Origin of the sequence: Herbiconiux sp. UC225_62 (assembly GCF_042694625.1) — a bacterium.
GTDB lineage: Bacteria > Actinomycetota > Actinomycetes > Actinomycetales > Microbacteriaceae > Herbiconiux.
The window spans coordinates 2,301,783-2,315,029 of sequence record NZ_CP170551.1 but is presented as its reverse complement, the minus strand read 5'-3'; the positions used below and the strand labels follow the sequence as shown (position 1 = coordinate 2,315,029).

Sequence of the window (13,247 nt, the reverse complement as noted above, 5' to 3'; positions counted from 1 at the left end):
TGGGGCTGAGAGGGCCACGATACGGCGCGAGCGCGCTCCTACCTTGAGAGCACCGCCTCCACCCAGGAGGTGCTCTCAAGGAGTGGATCACATGTCAGAGCTCGACGATCGACTGGCTGCACTAGGGATCGCAATCCCCAACCAGGCCGCAGCGCCGGCGGGCGTGTACGTGCCCGCGGTCATCAGCGGGAACCTCGTGTTCACGGCAGGCCAGCTACCGTTCGTAGACGGCGAACTGCCCACCACCGGCAAGGTGGGAGCTGAGGTCACGCCGGACGACGCGAAAGCTCTCGCTCGCACTGCCGCGATCAACGCTCTCGCCGCGGTCGCAGCAGTGATCGGATCGCTCGATCGAGTGGCACGGATCGTGAAGGTCGTGGGCTTCGTGTCCTCTGACCCGTCGTTCTTCGCCCAGCCCGGAGTTTTGAACGGCGCCTCCGAGCTACTCGGAGAGATCTTCGGCGACCTCGGTGTGCACGCCCGAAGTGCCGTGGGAGTCGCCGTACTTCCGCTGAACTCACCGGTCGAGGTCGAACTGACCGTCGAATTCTCCTGACCGTTCCCACCCTCCTAGCCAACCCATACGAAAGAGAACATCATGACTGAACTGACCGTTGTACTGGTGCACGGCGCCTTCGCCGAATCCGCAAGCTGGAACGGCGTCATCGCCGCCCTGCACAACAAGGGCGTGACGGCAATCGCCACACCAAACCCTCTCCGCAGCGTGACGACCGACGCGGACAACGTCCGTCGTGCGGTCGAGGCCGTCGGCGGCCCTGTCCTGCTCGTCGGCCACTCATACGGAGGCGCCGTCACCACCGAGGCAGCCGTTGGAAGTGACGCGGTCAAGGGCCTCGTCTACGTGTCGGCGTTCGCGCCCGACCACGGCGAGACATCCCTCGGACTCACCGACAAGTTCCCCGGCAGCACCCTCGGCGAGACGGTCCGACCGATCCCGCTCGGCGACGGCACCAACGACCTCATCGTCGACCGCGAGCTATTCCCCAACCAGTTCTGCGGAGATGTTGCCTTGGCAGACGCCAAGATCGCTGCATCCACGCAGCGCGCGGTACGAGACTTCGCTCTCGGAGAGCCGCAGCCGGCAGAAACCCCGGCCTGGAAGACGCTGCCATCGTGGTTCGTCTTCGGATCAGCCGACAAGAACATCCCGGCCGCCGGCCTCCGGTTCATGGCCGAGCGGGCCGGTTCGCTGAAGACCGTGGAGATCGAGGGCGCCTCCCACTCGAGCATGGTCTCGAACCCCGGCATGGTCGCCGGTCTCATCCTCGAGGCAATAGCCCACCTGTCCTGAACAGGGTCGAACCTCTCAGAAGGAGAAACTTCATGACCGAATTCCTGGCCGACAAAGCCGAGACACTCTTCGTCGACGCTCCTTCAGCGCGGTTCGCCTACCGGCGGCTCGGGCGACCGAACGGGGTGCCCCTCGTGATGGCCATGCGCCTCCGCGGAACGATCGACCACTGGGATCCAGCCTTCCTCGACGCGTTGTCGGCGACCCGCGAGGTGATCATCTTCGACAACCGTGGCATCAACCTCAGCACCGGCACTCCGGCATCCTCCATCACGGAGATGGCTGAAGGGCTGATCGAATTCACGACCGCCCTGAGCTTGGAGAAATTCGACCTTTTCGGCTGGTCGATGGGCGGGATGGTCGTCGCGACCGCCGCCCTCGCTCGGCCCGAACTGGTGGGACACCTGGTCTTCTCGGGTAGCACCCCTGGCATCATCGAAGGACAGCCGCTCGCGCAACCGAAGGTCTGGCAGGTTGCGGGCCGAGGCGCCAATACCGAGGAGGACTTCCTGTTCCTCTTCTATCCCGAGACGGAGGCCGGAATCCGTCATGGCCGAAGCCAGCTGGATCGCCTGCGAACGCGCCTCGACGTCTCTGAAGCGGTGGTCTCTGCCGAAGCCTCGGCGGCGAGCATCGAAGCGATCCGTGCTTTCGGGGCCGGCGTTTTCGAGCGGCTGCCCGAGCTCACCATCCCGGTGCTGATCGGCGTGGGCCTGCACGACGTGATGGCTCCCCCGTACTCCAGCATTCAAGCGGTGTCACAGCTCTCGCGCGGCAAGCTCGTCGTGTACTCGGATGCGGGGCACGGGTTCCTCTTCCAGTACCACGCCGACTACGCCGCGGAGGTGACCTCGTTCTTGAGCTGGTGACCGCCGGCAGTGCGCGACGGTCGGAAAGTGTGCCGGTACGCCATGGGAGAGACTCCCAGGAGAGCGCCGAGGTGGTTGCGCAACGACGTTGCGATGGCGTATCCGACCGCCGTGGCGATCGCGTCGATGCCGAGATCCGTCGTCTCGAGCAGACCGCGAGCGACGGCGAGCCTCTGCTGCGTGAGCCAGCGCCGCGGCGCCAGACCGGTCTCGGCGAGGAAGCGTCGGCAGAAAGTGCGCTCGCTCATGTGGGCGTGGGCTGCCATGTCGGCCACCGTGAGGGACTGATCGAGCCGATTCAAGGCCCATTCGCGTGTCGCCCCGGTCGAGGCGTCCGCACCTGCAGGAACGGGGCGTTCGATGAATTGCGCCTGCCCACCATCTCGGTGCGGCGCCACCACACATCGTCGAGCAGCTCGCGTTGCGAGCTCGGAACCGAAGTCTTTCCGGATCAGGTGGAGACACAGGTCGATCCCGGCTGCGGCTCCCGCAGAGGTCAGCACCTCTCCCCCATCGACGAAAAGCACGTTCTCGTCGAGTTCGATATCGGGGTACCACTTCTGGAACACGGTCGCGCACTGCCAATGGGTGGTCACGCGCTGATCGTCGAGGATGCCGGCCGCGGCCAGCGTGAAGCCGCCCGTGCAGATCGAGACCACGCGAGCACCGGGCCGGATCATGGTGAGTGCGTGACGGACGTCGTCTCCGAGCTCACGCTTCAGGCAGTAGGGGTCGATGGGCGTGACGATGACAGTGTCGGCTTCAGCGAGGATCTCGGGCCCCGCGGAAGGGAGCACGGAGAATCCCGCGTTGGTCTCGATCGCTTGGCCGGTCGGAGTGCACAGCGTGACGGTGTACGCACCATCGGTGGCACCGAAGATGCGTGCCGGAATGCCCATTTCGAAGGGGTACGCGCCGTTCTGCGCCAGAACGACGACCCGATGCGGTTCGGTGGCCATGCTGGCAAGGATATGTCGAAGAATGACGTTCCTGTCATTTCCGGCGAGGACATCCATGCCTAGCGTTGATGGCATGGCGGAGACGATGCGGGCAATGATCCAGGACGAGCTGGGCGGACCGGAGGTGTTGCACGAGACTGCCCTCCCGATCCCGACACCGGGGATCGGGCAGCTGCTCGTTCGCGTTCGCGCGGCCGGCGTGAATCCGGCTGACTTCATGAACCGGCAGACGGGCGCGTTCAGCGGCACTCCCCCGTTCGTCCTCGGATGGGACGTGGCCGGCGTCGTGGCAAGCGTCGGCCCCGGCGTCACGCTCTTCGAGCAGGGCGATGAGGTCTTCGGGCTGCTGCCCTTCCCGCGCGGGGCCGGCGCCTACGCGGAATACGTCCTGGCACCGACGCGCGCCCTGGTTCGGAAGCCTCGATCGCTCAGCTTCGTCGAGGCGGCAGCACTACCTCTGGCCGGGCTCACGGCCTGGCAAATGCTGGCAGAGACCGCGCAGATCAGTGACGGGTCGACCGTGCTCGTCACGGGCGCAACGGGAGGAGTGGGGCATCTCGCGGTGCAGATCGCGAAGGCTCAAGGCGCTCACGTCACCGCTGTCGTGTCTGCTCGCAACGCCGAGCTCGCACGCAGCTTGGGGGCCGACGACGTCATCGACTACACGTCCACCGACTTCAGCAACGAGGTCGAGGGACTCGATGTGGTCTTCGATGTCATCGGAGCTGACTACCCGTTGCGCGCGCTCGACGTCCTGCGCCCCGGCGGCCTGCTCGTTTCGACGCTGCCCCAGTCACTGGGGCCGGCCCGAGCGGCGGCGGCGGAGAGGGGCCTCCGAGTCGCGGGCGTCTTCGTCGAGTCGGATCGGCTCGGCCTGATGGCGATCACGGACCTTACGCTGCGTGGGAAGTTGACACCCCTCATCGCCAAGACCTTCCCATTGGAGCGCGCCGGCGACGCCCACGCCTTCAGAGACGGCCGAGGAAAAGTCGTGCTCGAAGTGCCCCAGACGACCTAGTCCTATTTACCTGACGCGTCAGGTATGTGATACGATTACTGACATGTCAGATAAAATGAGTTCGTTCGAGCTCAGTACCTGGGAAGCCCTCCACACGGTGACCGAGACGCTCAAGCGGGAAGTGGGCCGAGACCTGTGGGCTGACGCCGAGTTGTCCGACACCGAGTTCACGGTTCTGGCGCATCTGCGGCTGAGTCCTGAAGGCGTTCGGCCCGGCGCCTGCGCGCAAGCGATCGGCTGGGATTCCAGCAGGCTGTCCCACCAGCTCCGCCGCCTCGAGAAGCGCGGCCTCATCCGACGACGAGCCGACCCGTCCGACGGGCGCGCTGCCGTCTTGGTGATGACCGACACGGGGCAAGAGGTCTATCGCAAGGCGATCGGCCCGCACTTGCGATCCGCGCAGAAGTGGTTCGCTGCCGCACTCACCCCCGCACAGCTGGAGGGTCTCGCCGAAGGTCTCACCGCCCTCCAGGCTCACATCGACACAGTGTCCGCAACAGCGTCAGAGGAAAGATCATGACAATCACCACCCCCCAGCCCCGATGGGCGCAGACGGAAACAGACCTGAGCGGAAAGACGGTCCTTGTCATCGGCGGTGGTGGCGGCGTCGGCGAGGGCGTCGTCCGCACCCTGTTGGCGTCCGGTGCGACAGTCGTCGCGACAGGGCGGAACGAAGAGCGGCTCGACGACTTCGCGGAACGAATCGGCGACACGTCCCTCCACGTGTCGACCCTCGACGGCCTCGGCGTCGACCTGGACGAGAAGGCAGCAGCTCTTGCGGCAGAGTTCGGGCCGTTCGACGGAGTCGTGGTCAGCATCGCGTCGTGGGGTGAACAGGGAAGCAAGCCGCTTCTCACCATCACTGACGACGAGTGGAGAACTCTCGTCGAAGACAACCTCACCGCCGTATTCCGGGTGTATCGCGCCTTCACCCCGACCCTCGCACCCGACGGGATCCTCCTGCAGCTCAATGGCCTCAGCGCCGACCTCCCGTTCCCGGGGAACGGCGTCGTCGCCCTCGGCGCCGCAGCCGGCAAGTCCCTCACCCGCACTCTGGCGGCCGAGCTCGAGGGAACAGGCATTCGTGTCTACGAAGTGATCCTCGGGGTCGTCCGCACCCGCGCGCGCCAGCTCGCCGGCATCGACAACCGGAGATGGATCGACGGCACCGAGATCGGCTCGCACATCGCCGAGCTGGTCGCGGGCACCTCGCCTCTGACCGGTGAGGTGCTCCACTACTTCGTCGACAAGGCGACCGGCCCTGTCACCACTCGCCCCCAGGTCTAAGGACACGTACATGCTCGACATCGTTCGCGCAGCCGACCCCGACTACGCATCCCTTCAGCACGTCTACGGCGCCACCGGCGCGCCGGCGGCGATCCTCCGCCCTCGCACGGCGGAAGAGGTCGCCGAGGCACTCGCACTCGCTCGCGAAACAGGCGGTGAACTGGCCATCCGCAGCGGCGGACACGGCATCAGCAGCATCTCGACGAACGTCGGCGGCACCGTGATAGACCTCGGCCGGCTCAACGGCATCGAGCGTCTCGACGACACCGTGGTGCGGCTGGGCCCGGGTGCCCACTGGGGCCATGTCGCCGCGGAGCTCTACCCCTGGGGACTCGCCATCAGCTCGGGAGACTCCGGCGACGTCGGAGTGGGCGGACTCGGCACGACCGGCGGCATCGGTCTCATGGGTCGGGCCCACGGGCTCACCATCGACCGACTGCGCTCTGCCGAGCTCGTGACCGCGGACGGCGTCCTGCATCGGGTATCCGCCTCCGAAGAGCCAGAGCTCTTCTGGGCCGTGCGCGGTGCCGGCGCGAACATCGGAATCGTGACCTCGTTCGAGTTCGAAGCGGCCGCAACGCCTGTGGTCGCCCAAGCCACGATCGCGTATCAGCTGAACGACGTTGCCGGCTTTCTCGAGAGCTGGGGCGAGCTCGTCGAGCAGTCCCCACGCGAGATCTCAGCATTCCTCTATATGGGTGCCGGCTCGGTCCCGTTCGCGCAGGCCACGGTCGTCTTCGCATCCGATGATGCTGACGCGGCTCTGGCCGCGCTCACGCCCTTCACCGAGTTGCCGGGGATGGCCGGCCAGCGCGCTCAGATCGTGCCGTACGCCGCAGTGCCACTGACGACGGACGCCCCTCACAGCGGGCAGCAGAGAGCGTTCACCCACACGGGTCTGGTCGATCACCTCGACCGAGCCGTCGCGCGCAGACTTGCAACACTGCTGGCAGAAGGCAGCACGCAGATGGTGCAGATCCGTTCAGCCGGTGGAGCGATCAACGACGTTCCGTCTGAAGCGACGGCCTACGCCCACCGCCATCAGAACTTCTCGGTGACCGCCATCGCGGGAGCGGATTCGCCACGGTTCGCCGCGGCGTGGGAACCCGTCCATGCGCTCATGACGGGGATGTATCTGAGCTTCGAATCCGGTCGCGACCCCGGTCGCATCATGGAGGCCTTCCCGCCCGCCACGTTGAGCAGTCTCCGCGCGATCAAGGCGGAGTGGGACCCCGATGGGGTGTTCAACCAGAACTTCGACGTCACCCGTTCTCGTTTGGAGCCAGCACGGTAGCCAGCTGAGACCGTCGACTGATTCCCAATTTGGCGAATGCGCGATGCAGGTGTGCCCCGACGGTGCGATGGGAAAGGTAGATCTGATCGGCGATCTCGCGGTTGGTCAGGCCCTCGGACGCGAGCTGCGCGACGACAAGCTCCTGGCCCGTGAGGAGCCGATCGGCCTCGACGCGGGTCTGCCCGACCCTGTTCGAATCGACGCCGCCCGCTGCCCGCAGCTCAGCCGATGCTCTGTCCACGAGGGGACGGATCGACTCCGCCTCGAACACCCGAAGCGCCTCCCAGAGTTCAGTTCGCGCTTGGACGATGCGACGCTCTCTCCGCAGACGCTCCCCGAAGTACAGGCGCGCCTTGGCGAGTTCTACTGTGGAACCGGCTCGAATACCTGCGTCTATGGCCGCTTCGAAGTGCGCGGTAGCCTCAGCACCTTCGCCCAAGAGACCCCGAGAGCGTTCGACGATCACTCGGAGGTGATCGGAGTCGGTGTCTGCAATGGCTTGGTCCGCTCGCTCGAGCCACTCGTCCAGCTCAACTCGACGTCCCGTCCGCGCGCTCAGTTCGGCGAAGTCTCCCCCGGCCCAGAGAGCGATCGGCTCATTCACTCGCGTCTTCACGAGCTCGTCGATCGCGACGTCGGGACGGCCCTCATCGATGGCAAGCTGCGCAGTGGCCCAGGCTGCGGTTGCCGCGATACGCGCAAAAGGTTGGGGGCCGGCCTGCTCGAGCACCACCCGGAGTGCCTCGCGTGCAAGCGTGTCCTCACCCCGCATCGCGCGGGCCCGCGCGATGAAGGCGGCCGCCATTCCGCCGACGATCCCCAGGTTCAGATCCGTGCTGAGGTGCAACGCCTGCTCCGCGTCAGCAAGCCCACTCGTCAGGTGTCCTGCGATGATGCGCAGTCCGCCCCGGCCGCACAGCCCCGTGGCTTCGTCGCTGGTTCGAGCGGCCGCGTGGAACGCTCTCGTCGCAGCGTTCCAGACGATCTCGGCCGCCCGGAGGTCATTCATCTCCTCGGCGCTGAAGGCAAGACAATTCATGAGCACGGAGTCCGTCGGACGCAAGCGACCCTCGAACGCCCCGAGCGCGAGCTCGACATCTCCAGCACCCCGCCCCGGCTCCATGAGCGAGAGCCCGATGCGCTGGAACACATCCTCGCCGCCGGGGTCGAGCTGCCACAGCTCGCGAGCGATCGTCGCCCGCAGCTCAGCTGGTTCGCCGAGAATGTATGCTCGCACGGCCGCGAACACCAGGGCTTCGATCCGATCGTCATGGTCATGGAGCCCGGCCGCGAGCTCCACCAGGTCGCGTGCGCTACGGCCTTGATGGGCGGTGGTCTGGCTCAGCATCCACTCGGTTCGAGCAAGGCGAAGCACATCCTCGTCGCCCTGGGCGAGAGGGATCGCTTCGGCGATCAGAGCCGCGGCAGCGTCGGGAGCCCCTGCCTGTCGGGAGACCTCTGCAGCCAGAGCGATCCGGTGAGCACGGTCGGCGGTGACGGGTGACAGATCGGCAGCTCGCTGCCATGCTGCGGCCGCCTCGATCCGTGCGCCCCGTCGTTCTTCTGTCTCGGCCGCCGCGTCGAGCTCTCGCGCGACACCCTCGTCCCAACCCGATGCGGCGGCCGCTCGATGCCAGGCTGCGCGGGTCGGGTCTGTGACAGATGACGCCAGTGCGGCGTGCGCGTCAGCTCGGCTTCCGGAGTCACTTGCGTTGTAGAGCGCAGAACTCACCAGTGGGTGTCGGAAGTCATACTCGCCGTCACGCAGCCGGATGAGCCGGATGCGCTCGGCCGGCACGAAATCGCGCTCCGCGAGACCCAGGACGGCAAGGGAGGTGACGACCTCTCGAAGATTTGCCCCCTGTCCGGCTGCTGCCACCAAGAGCGCCCGGCGGGTGGCGTCTGGAAGCTCATGGATCTCCGACAGGAACGTCTGCTCCAACCGCCCGGTGAGCGGCAACCGGTCAGCCGATCGTGCGGGCGCAGCGTCAGTCGCTGCCGACGCCGCGAACTCCGTCAGTGCCAGAGGATTCCCGAGCGAGCTCGACACGATCAGATCGCGCAACCGCGGCTCGAGTGCTGGCGATTTCTGTGCGATCAGCGCGACCGAGTCTGTCTCGCTGAGCGCTCGCAGAGGAAGGTGATCGGCGAAGAGAGGACCGAAGTCGATCGCTCCCTGGCCTGGCCGGGCGGTCGCGACGAGAAGCACCGGGAGCCCGGTGATCCGGCGGGCGAGGAAGCCGACGACGTCGGCACTGGACGAGTCGAGCCAGTGGAGATCTTCGACTGCCACGAGCAGGGGCGACTCCGCAGCGGCCTCCTCGAGCAGGCCGAGCGCACCCAAGCCGAGAAGGAGGCGGTCGACATCGCCCTCATCGTCCATCCCGAACGCCGTCCGGATGGCACCGGCCTGTCGATGAGGAACAGCATCGAGGTGCCCCAGTAGTGTCTGCAGGAGCTGATGAAGCCCCGCGAAACCGGCAGAACTCGCATCCCTGACGCCGGCACATTCGATGACCGCGAAGCCCCGCTCGAGAGCCTGTTCTCGAATGACTGCAAGGGCGGCGGTCTTGCCGAGGCCTGCTTCGCCTTCCATCAGGAGCGCTCCACCCCGACCGCCTGCTGCTCGATCCAGGGCAGCAGCGACCACACCGATCTCGGTATCTCGCCCGATCAGACGGGTGGTCGATGGCAGGCTCACACTCAGAGGGTATCCTCCGTGAACACGATCAGCAGTAGCCCATCGGTGCCGGGTATCTCGAAGGTGTTGCAGGTCGCGCGCGACCGTGGCGAACCATCCACACCGACCCGCATACGACCGTGCGGAACGGGCCGCGCGTCGTGTCGCGCCCACAGTCGCCGGAAGTCAGCGTCCCTGATCGAGAGTCGCCCCACCAGTTCTTGAAATCGACGATCGTACGGATTGCCGTGATACCGCAGGGCCCCCAGAACCCGGCCCGCCCCGTCCTCCCAATCCGGCTCATCACGTCCTCCATCCGAGAAGACGGACTCGACGAGGTTGAGGCCCTGACGAAGCCGACGATCGCCGAGTTCCGCAGCCGCCTCGTTCACCAGGACGACATCGAAGTTCCCCGAGATCACCATCGCCGGCGTGCTCGACCACCCCTCGAGCAGCTGCGCCACCCCCTCGGTCGCTTCGATCCCGCCCTGCTCGGGAACGGAGTAGGGCGAACGCAGCTGAATTCGCCGCAACCGCAAGAGATGCTGCTCCGCGCTGGCATCCAGCAGCAGCGCCTTGGCGATGCCCCGCAAGACCTGATCCGACGGCTCTCGATCATGCCCCTGCTCCAGCCGCAAGTAATATTCCGGGCTGATCGAAGCCAGCTTCGCGACCTCTTCGCGGCGGAGCCCTGGCACTCTGCGGTTGGGCTCGCGGACGAGACCCACCGCTTCCGGCTGGACAGCAGCGCGGCGAGCCCACAGGTACTCGCCCAGAACCGTGGCCGACCGGGTTCCCGATCTCACATCAGTCACCGTCGGCCTCCGACAGTCCGAGCGGCAGACGAAACGGCCTGGTGATCCTGCGATGGGGAACCTCCACCCGCTCCGAGGCCGCCGATCACCACGCCTTCCGGGTCGAGGATCGGAACCCCACCGGCCACGAATGCCAGACGCACCTCGGACGAGGTCGCAATCGTCGCCAGCGGCCCTCCCGCGGCCGCAGCGGCGCTGAGATCGGACGTGGATGCAGCGAAGTGCACCGCGGTGCGGGCCTTGGCGATGGAAGAATCGATCGACCCGATCGCGGCGCCATCCATCCGCGTGAGCAAGACCAGATTGCCTCCGCCATCCACCACGGCGATGCAGGAGGGGATTCCGCGTTCCTCCACGTTCCGAATCGCAGCGGCTGTCAGCGCTCGAGCAAGCTCGATAGGCAAGATGATCGGGGATACAACGGCCATGTCCATGGTCACACTCTGCCGGAGCCGTCTCGCCCTCGGCATCGGTCGAATGACCACATTCGGTACGCTCATCGACCCAGCACCATCACTTATCCGACGAGGCTCGCAAGTTTCGTCGCCGACTCCTCGTCGGCACCGGTCCACACCACAAGGGTGTCCTCCGATCCGCCTCCGAGCGGCAACTGACGTTGATGCAGGCGGAGTTCTCCGGCCTCGGGATGACGGATGAGTACGTCGATCTGTCCGGGGTCGGCGGTGTTCGCAGCCCACGATCGCGCGAAGACGTCGCTGCGAGCCGTCAGCTCCCCCACCAGGTCGAGAAAGGCGCTGTCTTCCGGATGCCGACTCAGCGACGACCGAAGCGCCGATGCGATGAGATCCGCCTTCTGCTCCCAGTCACGCAGGTCGCGGTTCACCTTTTCACTGAGATAGGTGAAGCGAGCGATATTGGTCCCGGGTAGGTAAATCGGATGCAGCGCCTGCGCCTTACGGGTGGAGCCGATGACATCGAGGTGACGGTCGTACGCCATCATGGCGACATCCGGCAGCGAATCGAGAACGTCCAAGACGATCGGTCTCACGTCATGAACCATGAGATGCTCCACGCCGGCGTACCCTCATGCTGTCGCCTGCCGGTCACCATGACCGGAGCGCGTATCGACCGAAGCGTGAGCCACTCGTAGCGACCTCACGGCGTCCGCCGCAGCCGAACCCGCTTCGGCGTGCAGAACGGTGAGGAGGTGGTTCTCATCGCCGGCCGGCCTGAGGCTCTGCAGCGAGAATTCGACCCGGCCGTATCCCGCGACGTCCAGCTGCAGCGCGCCTGAATCGAGAGGGGAAGCAACGTGGGCGGCCCAGATTCGGCGAAAATCCTCATCCCGCATCGACAGCAGCCCGAGGATGTCGTGAAGCCGGGGATCGAACGGATCGGCATGGAAGCGCAATGCAGCCAGAAAGCGATTGGCCGTGGTCTCCCAATCGAGGTCGGAAGCACGCCAGTCACGACTGAAGATCTTCAGCACCACGTTGGTACCCGGTTCGAATTCCCCCGGGAGGATCGCCCGCGCAAGCTCATTGACCAGGACCACTGTTTGATTCCTGTCGACGAGGAAAGCGGGCGTCGCCGACCATTGGTCGATCATCGGACCGAGGCTGGCCTCGACGAGGTGCTGCCGCTCCTCGACGGTGCGAGGAGAGCCGGACTCTATTCCGACCAGGCGCGACATGTAGTGGATGGCATTCGAATCGAGCTTCAACGCTCGTGCAAGCGAACGCAGCACCTGATCGGAGGGTTGATGTCCTCGGCCTTGTTCGATTCGCAAGTAATACTCAGGACTGATGCCAGCGAGCTGGGCAACCTCATCGCGTCGGAGACCCTCTACTCGGCGCCCCGACATGCTCCGAAGGCCCACGTCCTCGGGCCGGAGGCTTGCCCGCCGCACCCTCAAATACTCCCCCAGCGGTGAGTCCACCATCCACCTCGCATCCTTCACGCCAAGCCCGGTCACACAGTCCGTGTAGGACACAACTGTGCCCACTCAGCCGTCCTGCGTCCATGCAGAACACAGGCAGATACGAGCAGGAAGAGGCTGATTGGCGCGGATGTGGCGATCTTCGGCAAGCGCGTAACGCTCCAGCGCGCCGGAATCAGCCTCCGAATAGCTGTCCCCGTGAGGGCCACGTGCTCCGGCCCGTCGGATTCGTAACGTGGGGGCCGTCACATGACGACCGACGAGACCACTTCAAGGAGACAGATCATGCCGTACTTCACCACGTCCGAGGGCATCGAGCTCTACTACACCGACAACGGGGCAGGCCAGCCCATCGTGTTCAGCCACGGCTGGCCCCTGTCCAGCGACGCCTGGCAGGTCGAGTTGAAGGTGTTCGCCGACGCCGGCTACCGCACCATCGCCCACGACCGCCGAGGCCATGGCCGGTCGCAGAAGACCGACACGGGCAACGACATCGACACCTACGCCCGCGATCTCGCCGAGCTGATCGAGCACCTCGACCTGCGTGATCTCGTCATCTGGGGCCACTCGACCGGCGGCGGTGAAGCGGTCCGCTATGCGGCCCAGTATGCCAACGGCCGCGTCTCGAAGGTGGTCACCGCAGGTGCCATCCCGCCGGTGATGCTCAAATCCGACAAGAATCCGAGCGGATCGCCGATCGAGGTGTTCGACGACATCCGCGCCGGAGTGCTGAAGGACGCATCCCAGTTCTGGATCGACCTCGCAGAGGGACCCTTCTACGGCGCCAACCGGCCCGGGAGCTCGGTGTCCGAGGGCGCCAAACGCGACTTCTGGCGCCAGGGTGCGCTGGTGAACCTGGCCGCCGCCTACGACTGCGTCAAGGCGTTCTCGGAGACCGAGCAGTTCGACGACCTGAAGGCGCTCGACGTTCCCATCTACATCGCGCACGGCTCGGACGACCAGATCGTGCCGATCGCCGGCGCCGCCGAGCAGAGCATCAAGCTCGTCAAGTACGGCACGCTCAAGGTGTACGAGGGAGCCCCGCACGGGATCTACGGCGACTACCAGGACGAGCTCATCAAAGATGTGCTCGCCTTCATCAAGGGCTAGCGC

The 13,247-nt window shown here is 65.9% G+C and carries 14 protein-coding genes; 8 read left to right on the top strand and 6 right to left on the bottom strand.

Annotated elements, in window-relative coordinates:
* Nucleotides 1–91 precede the first annotated feature (91 nt).
* Genes ACFJGU_RS11245 through ACFJGU_RS11235 form a run of 3 tightly spaced genes read left to right on the top strand, consistent with a single transcriptional unit; the run spans nucleotide 92 to nucleotide 2,181 of the window.
* A complete protein-coding gene (locus ACFJGU_RS11245; RefSeq protein ID WP_382303626.1) occupies nucleotides 92–556 on the top strand; it encodes a RidA family protein in 465 nt (154 codons plus the stop codon).
* Between the two features lie 42 nt (nucleotides 557–598).
* Nucleotides 599–1,312, top strand: coding sequence for an alpha/beta fold hydrolase (locus tag ACFJGU_RS11240; RefSeq protein ID WP_382303625.1), 714 nt, complete (start codon nucleotides 599–601; stop codon nucleotides 1,310–1,312).
* Nucleotides 1,313–1,344: 32 nt separating this feature from the next.
* Nucleotides 1,345–2,181, top strand: coding sequence for an alpha/beta fold hydrolase (locus ACFJGU_RS11235; protein ID WP_382303624.1), 837 nt, complete (start codon nucleotides 1,345–1,347; stop codon nucleotides 2,179–2,181).
* Here ACFJGU_RS11235 and ACFJGU_RS11230 read toward each other — a convergent pair.
* The gene (locus ACFJGU_RS11230; protein WP_382303623.1) at nucleotides 2,145–3,140 is read right to left on the bottom strand and encodes a GlxA family transcriptional regulator; all 996 of its coding nucleotides are present in this window, start codon (nucleotides 3,138–3,140) and stop codon (nucleotides 2,145–2,147) included. The genes ACFJGU_RS11235 and ACFJGU_RS11230 overlap by 37 nt on opposite strands.
* A gap of 22 nt (nucleotides 3,141–3,162) precedes the next feature.
* Here ACFJGU_RS11230 and ACFJGU_RS11225 point away from each other — a divergent pair, with 22 nt between their 5' ends.
* The 4 genes from ACFJGU_RS11225 (at nucleotide 3,163) to ACFJGU_RS11210 (ending at nucleotide 6,739) form a co-directional block, all read left to right on the top strand.
* The gene (locus ACFJGU_RS11225) at nucleotides 3,163–4,158 is read left to right on the top strand and encodes an NADP-dependent oxidoreductase (RefSeq protein ID WP_382303622.1); all 996 of its coding nucleotides are present in this window, start codon (nucleotides 3,163–3,165) and stop codon (nucleotides 4,156–4,158) included.
* A gap of 97 nt (nucleotides 4,159–4,255) precedes the next feature.
* On the top strand, nucleotides 4,256–4,678 hold the full coding sequence (locus ACFJGU_RS11220; RefSeq protein ID WP_382303621.1) for a MarR family winged helix-turn-helix transcriptional regulator: 423 nt from the start codon (nucleotides 4,256–4,258) through the stop codon (nucleotides 4,676–4,678).
* Nucleotides 4,675–5,445: an SDR family oxidoreductase gene (locus ACFJGU_RS11215; RefSeq protein ID WP_382303620.1), complete on the top strand. Its 771-nt coding sequence runs from the start codon at nucleotides 4,675–4,677 to the stop codon at nucleotides 5,443–5,445. Before ACFJGU_RS11220 ends, ACFJGU_RS11215 begins: the two co-directional genes overlap by 4 nt.
* Nucleotides 5,446–5,455: 10 nt before the next feature.
* Nucleotides 5,456–6,739: an FAD-binding oxidoreductase gene (locus tag ACFJGU_RS11210; protein ID WP_382303619.1), complete on the top strand. Its 1,284-nt coding sequence runs from the start codon at nucleotides 5,456–5,458 to the stop codon at nucleotides 6,737–6,739.
* On the opposite strand, the gene ACFJGU_RS11205 is transcribed toward ACFJGU_RS11210, so the two are convergent.
* The 5 genes from ACFJGU_RS11205 to ACFJGU_RS11185 form a co-directional block, all read right to left on the bottom strand.
* Nucleotides 6,708–9,440, bottom strand: a complete 2,733-nt coding sequence (locus tag ACFJGU_RS11205) for a BREX system ATP-binding domain-containing protein (RefSeq protein WP_382303618.1) — start codon at nucleotides 9,438–9,440, stop codon at nucleotides 6,708–6,710. The genes ACFJGU_RS11210 and ACFJGU_RS11205 overlap by 32 nt on opposite strands.
* Before the next feature lie 2 nt (nucleotides 9,441–9,442).
* Complete coding sequence (locus tag ACFJGU_RS11200; RefSeq protein WP_382303617.1) at nucleotides 9,443–10,234, bottom strand: helix-turn-helix domain-containing protein; 792 nt, start codon at nucleotides 10,232–10,234, stop codon at nucleotides 9,443–9,445.
* The gene (locus ACFJGU_RS11195; protein WP_382303616.1) at nucleotides 10,231–10,668 is read right to left on the bottom strand and encodes a heme-binding protein; all 438 of its coding nucleotides are present in this window, start codon (nucleotides 10,666–10,668) and stop codon (nucleotides 10,231–10,233) included. The genes ACFJGU_RS11200 and ACFJGU_RS11195 overlap by 4 nt, the downstream gene beginning before the upstream one ends.
* A gap of 83 nt (nucleotides 10,669–10,751) precedes the next feature.
* Complete coding sequence (locus ACFJGU_RS11190) at nucleotides 10,752–11,243, bottom strand: hypothetical protein (protein ID WP_382303615.1); 492 nt, start codon at nucleotides 11,241–11,243, stop codon at nucleotides 10,752–10,754.
* Nucleotides 11,244–11,279: 36 nt separating this feature from the next.
* Nucleotides 11,280–12,137 (bottom strand): helix-turn-helix domain-containing protein, encoded by an 858-nt coding sequence (locus tag ACFJGU_RS11185; protein ID WP_382303614.1) that lies wholly within the window; start codon nucleotides 12,135–12,137, stop codon nucleotides 11,280–11,282.
* A 282-nt stretch (nucleotides 12,138–12,419) separates the two neighbouring features.
* Between ACFJGU_RS11185 and ACFJGU_RS11180 the strand changes: the two genes are divergently transcribed.
* On the top strand, nucleotides 12,420–13,244 hold the full coding sequence (locus tag ACFJGU_RS11180) for an alpha/beta fold hydrolase (RefSeq protein ID WP_382303613.1): 825 nt from the start codon (nucleotides 12,420–12,422) through the stop codon (nucleotides 13,242–13,244).
* Nucleotides 13,245–13,247: the final 3 nt, after the last annotated feature.

Coding starts and splice junctions, on each gene's coding strand:
- ACFJGU_RS11235 (WP_382303624.1), top strand. CDS start 1,345: ATGACCGAATTCCTGGCCGACAAAGCCGAGACACTCTTCGTCGACGCT.
- ACFJGU_RS11215 (WP_382303620.1), top strand. CDS start 4,675: ATGACAATCACCACCCCCCAGCCCCGATGGGCGCAGACGGAAACAGAC.
- ACFJGU_RS11240 (WP_382303625.1), top strand. CDS start 599: ATGACTGAACTGACCGTTGTACTGGTGCACGGCGCCTTCGCCGAATCC.
- ACFJGU_RS11230 (WP_382303623.1), bottom strand. CDS start 3,140: ATGGCCACCGAACCGCATCGGGTCGTCGTTCTGGCGCAGAACGGCGCG.
- ACFJGU_RS11210 (WP_382303619.1), top strand. CDS start 5,456: ATGCTCGACATCGTTCGCGCAGCCGACCCCGACTACGCATCCCTTCAG.
- ACFJGU_RS11195 (WP_382303616.1), bottom strand. CDS start 10,668: ATGGACATGGCCGTTGTATCCCCGATCATCTTGCCTATCGAGCTTGCT.
- ACFJGU_RS11180 (WP_382303613.1), top strand. CDS start 12,420: ATGCCGTACTTCACCACGTCCGAGGGCATCGAGCTCTACTACACCGAC.
- ACFJGU_RS11185 (WP_382303614.1), bottom strand. CDS start 12,137: ATGGTGGACTCACCGCTGGGGGAGTATTTGAGGGTGCGGCGGGCAAGC.
- ACFJGU_RS11225 (WP_382303622.1), top strand. CDS start 3,163: ATGACGTTCCTGTCATTTCCGGCGAGGACATCCATGCCTAGCGTTGAT.
- ACFJGU_RS11245 (WP_382303626.1), top strand. CDS start 92: ATGTCAGAGCTCGACGATCGACTGGCTGCACTAGGGATCGCAATCCCC.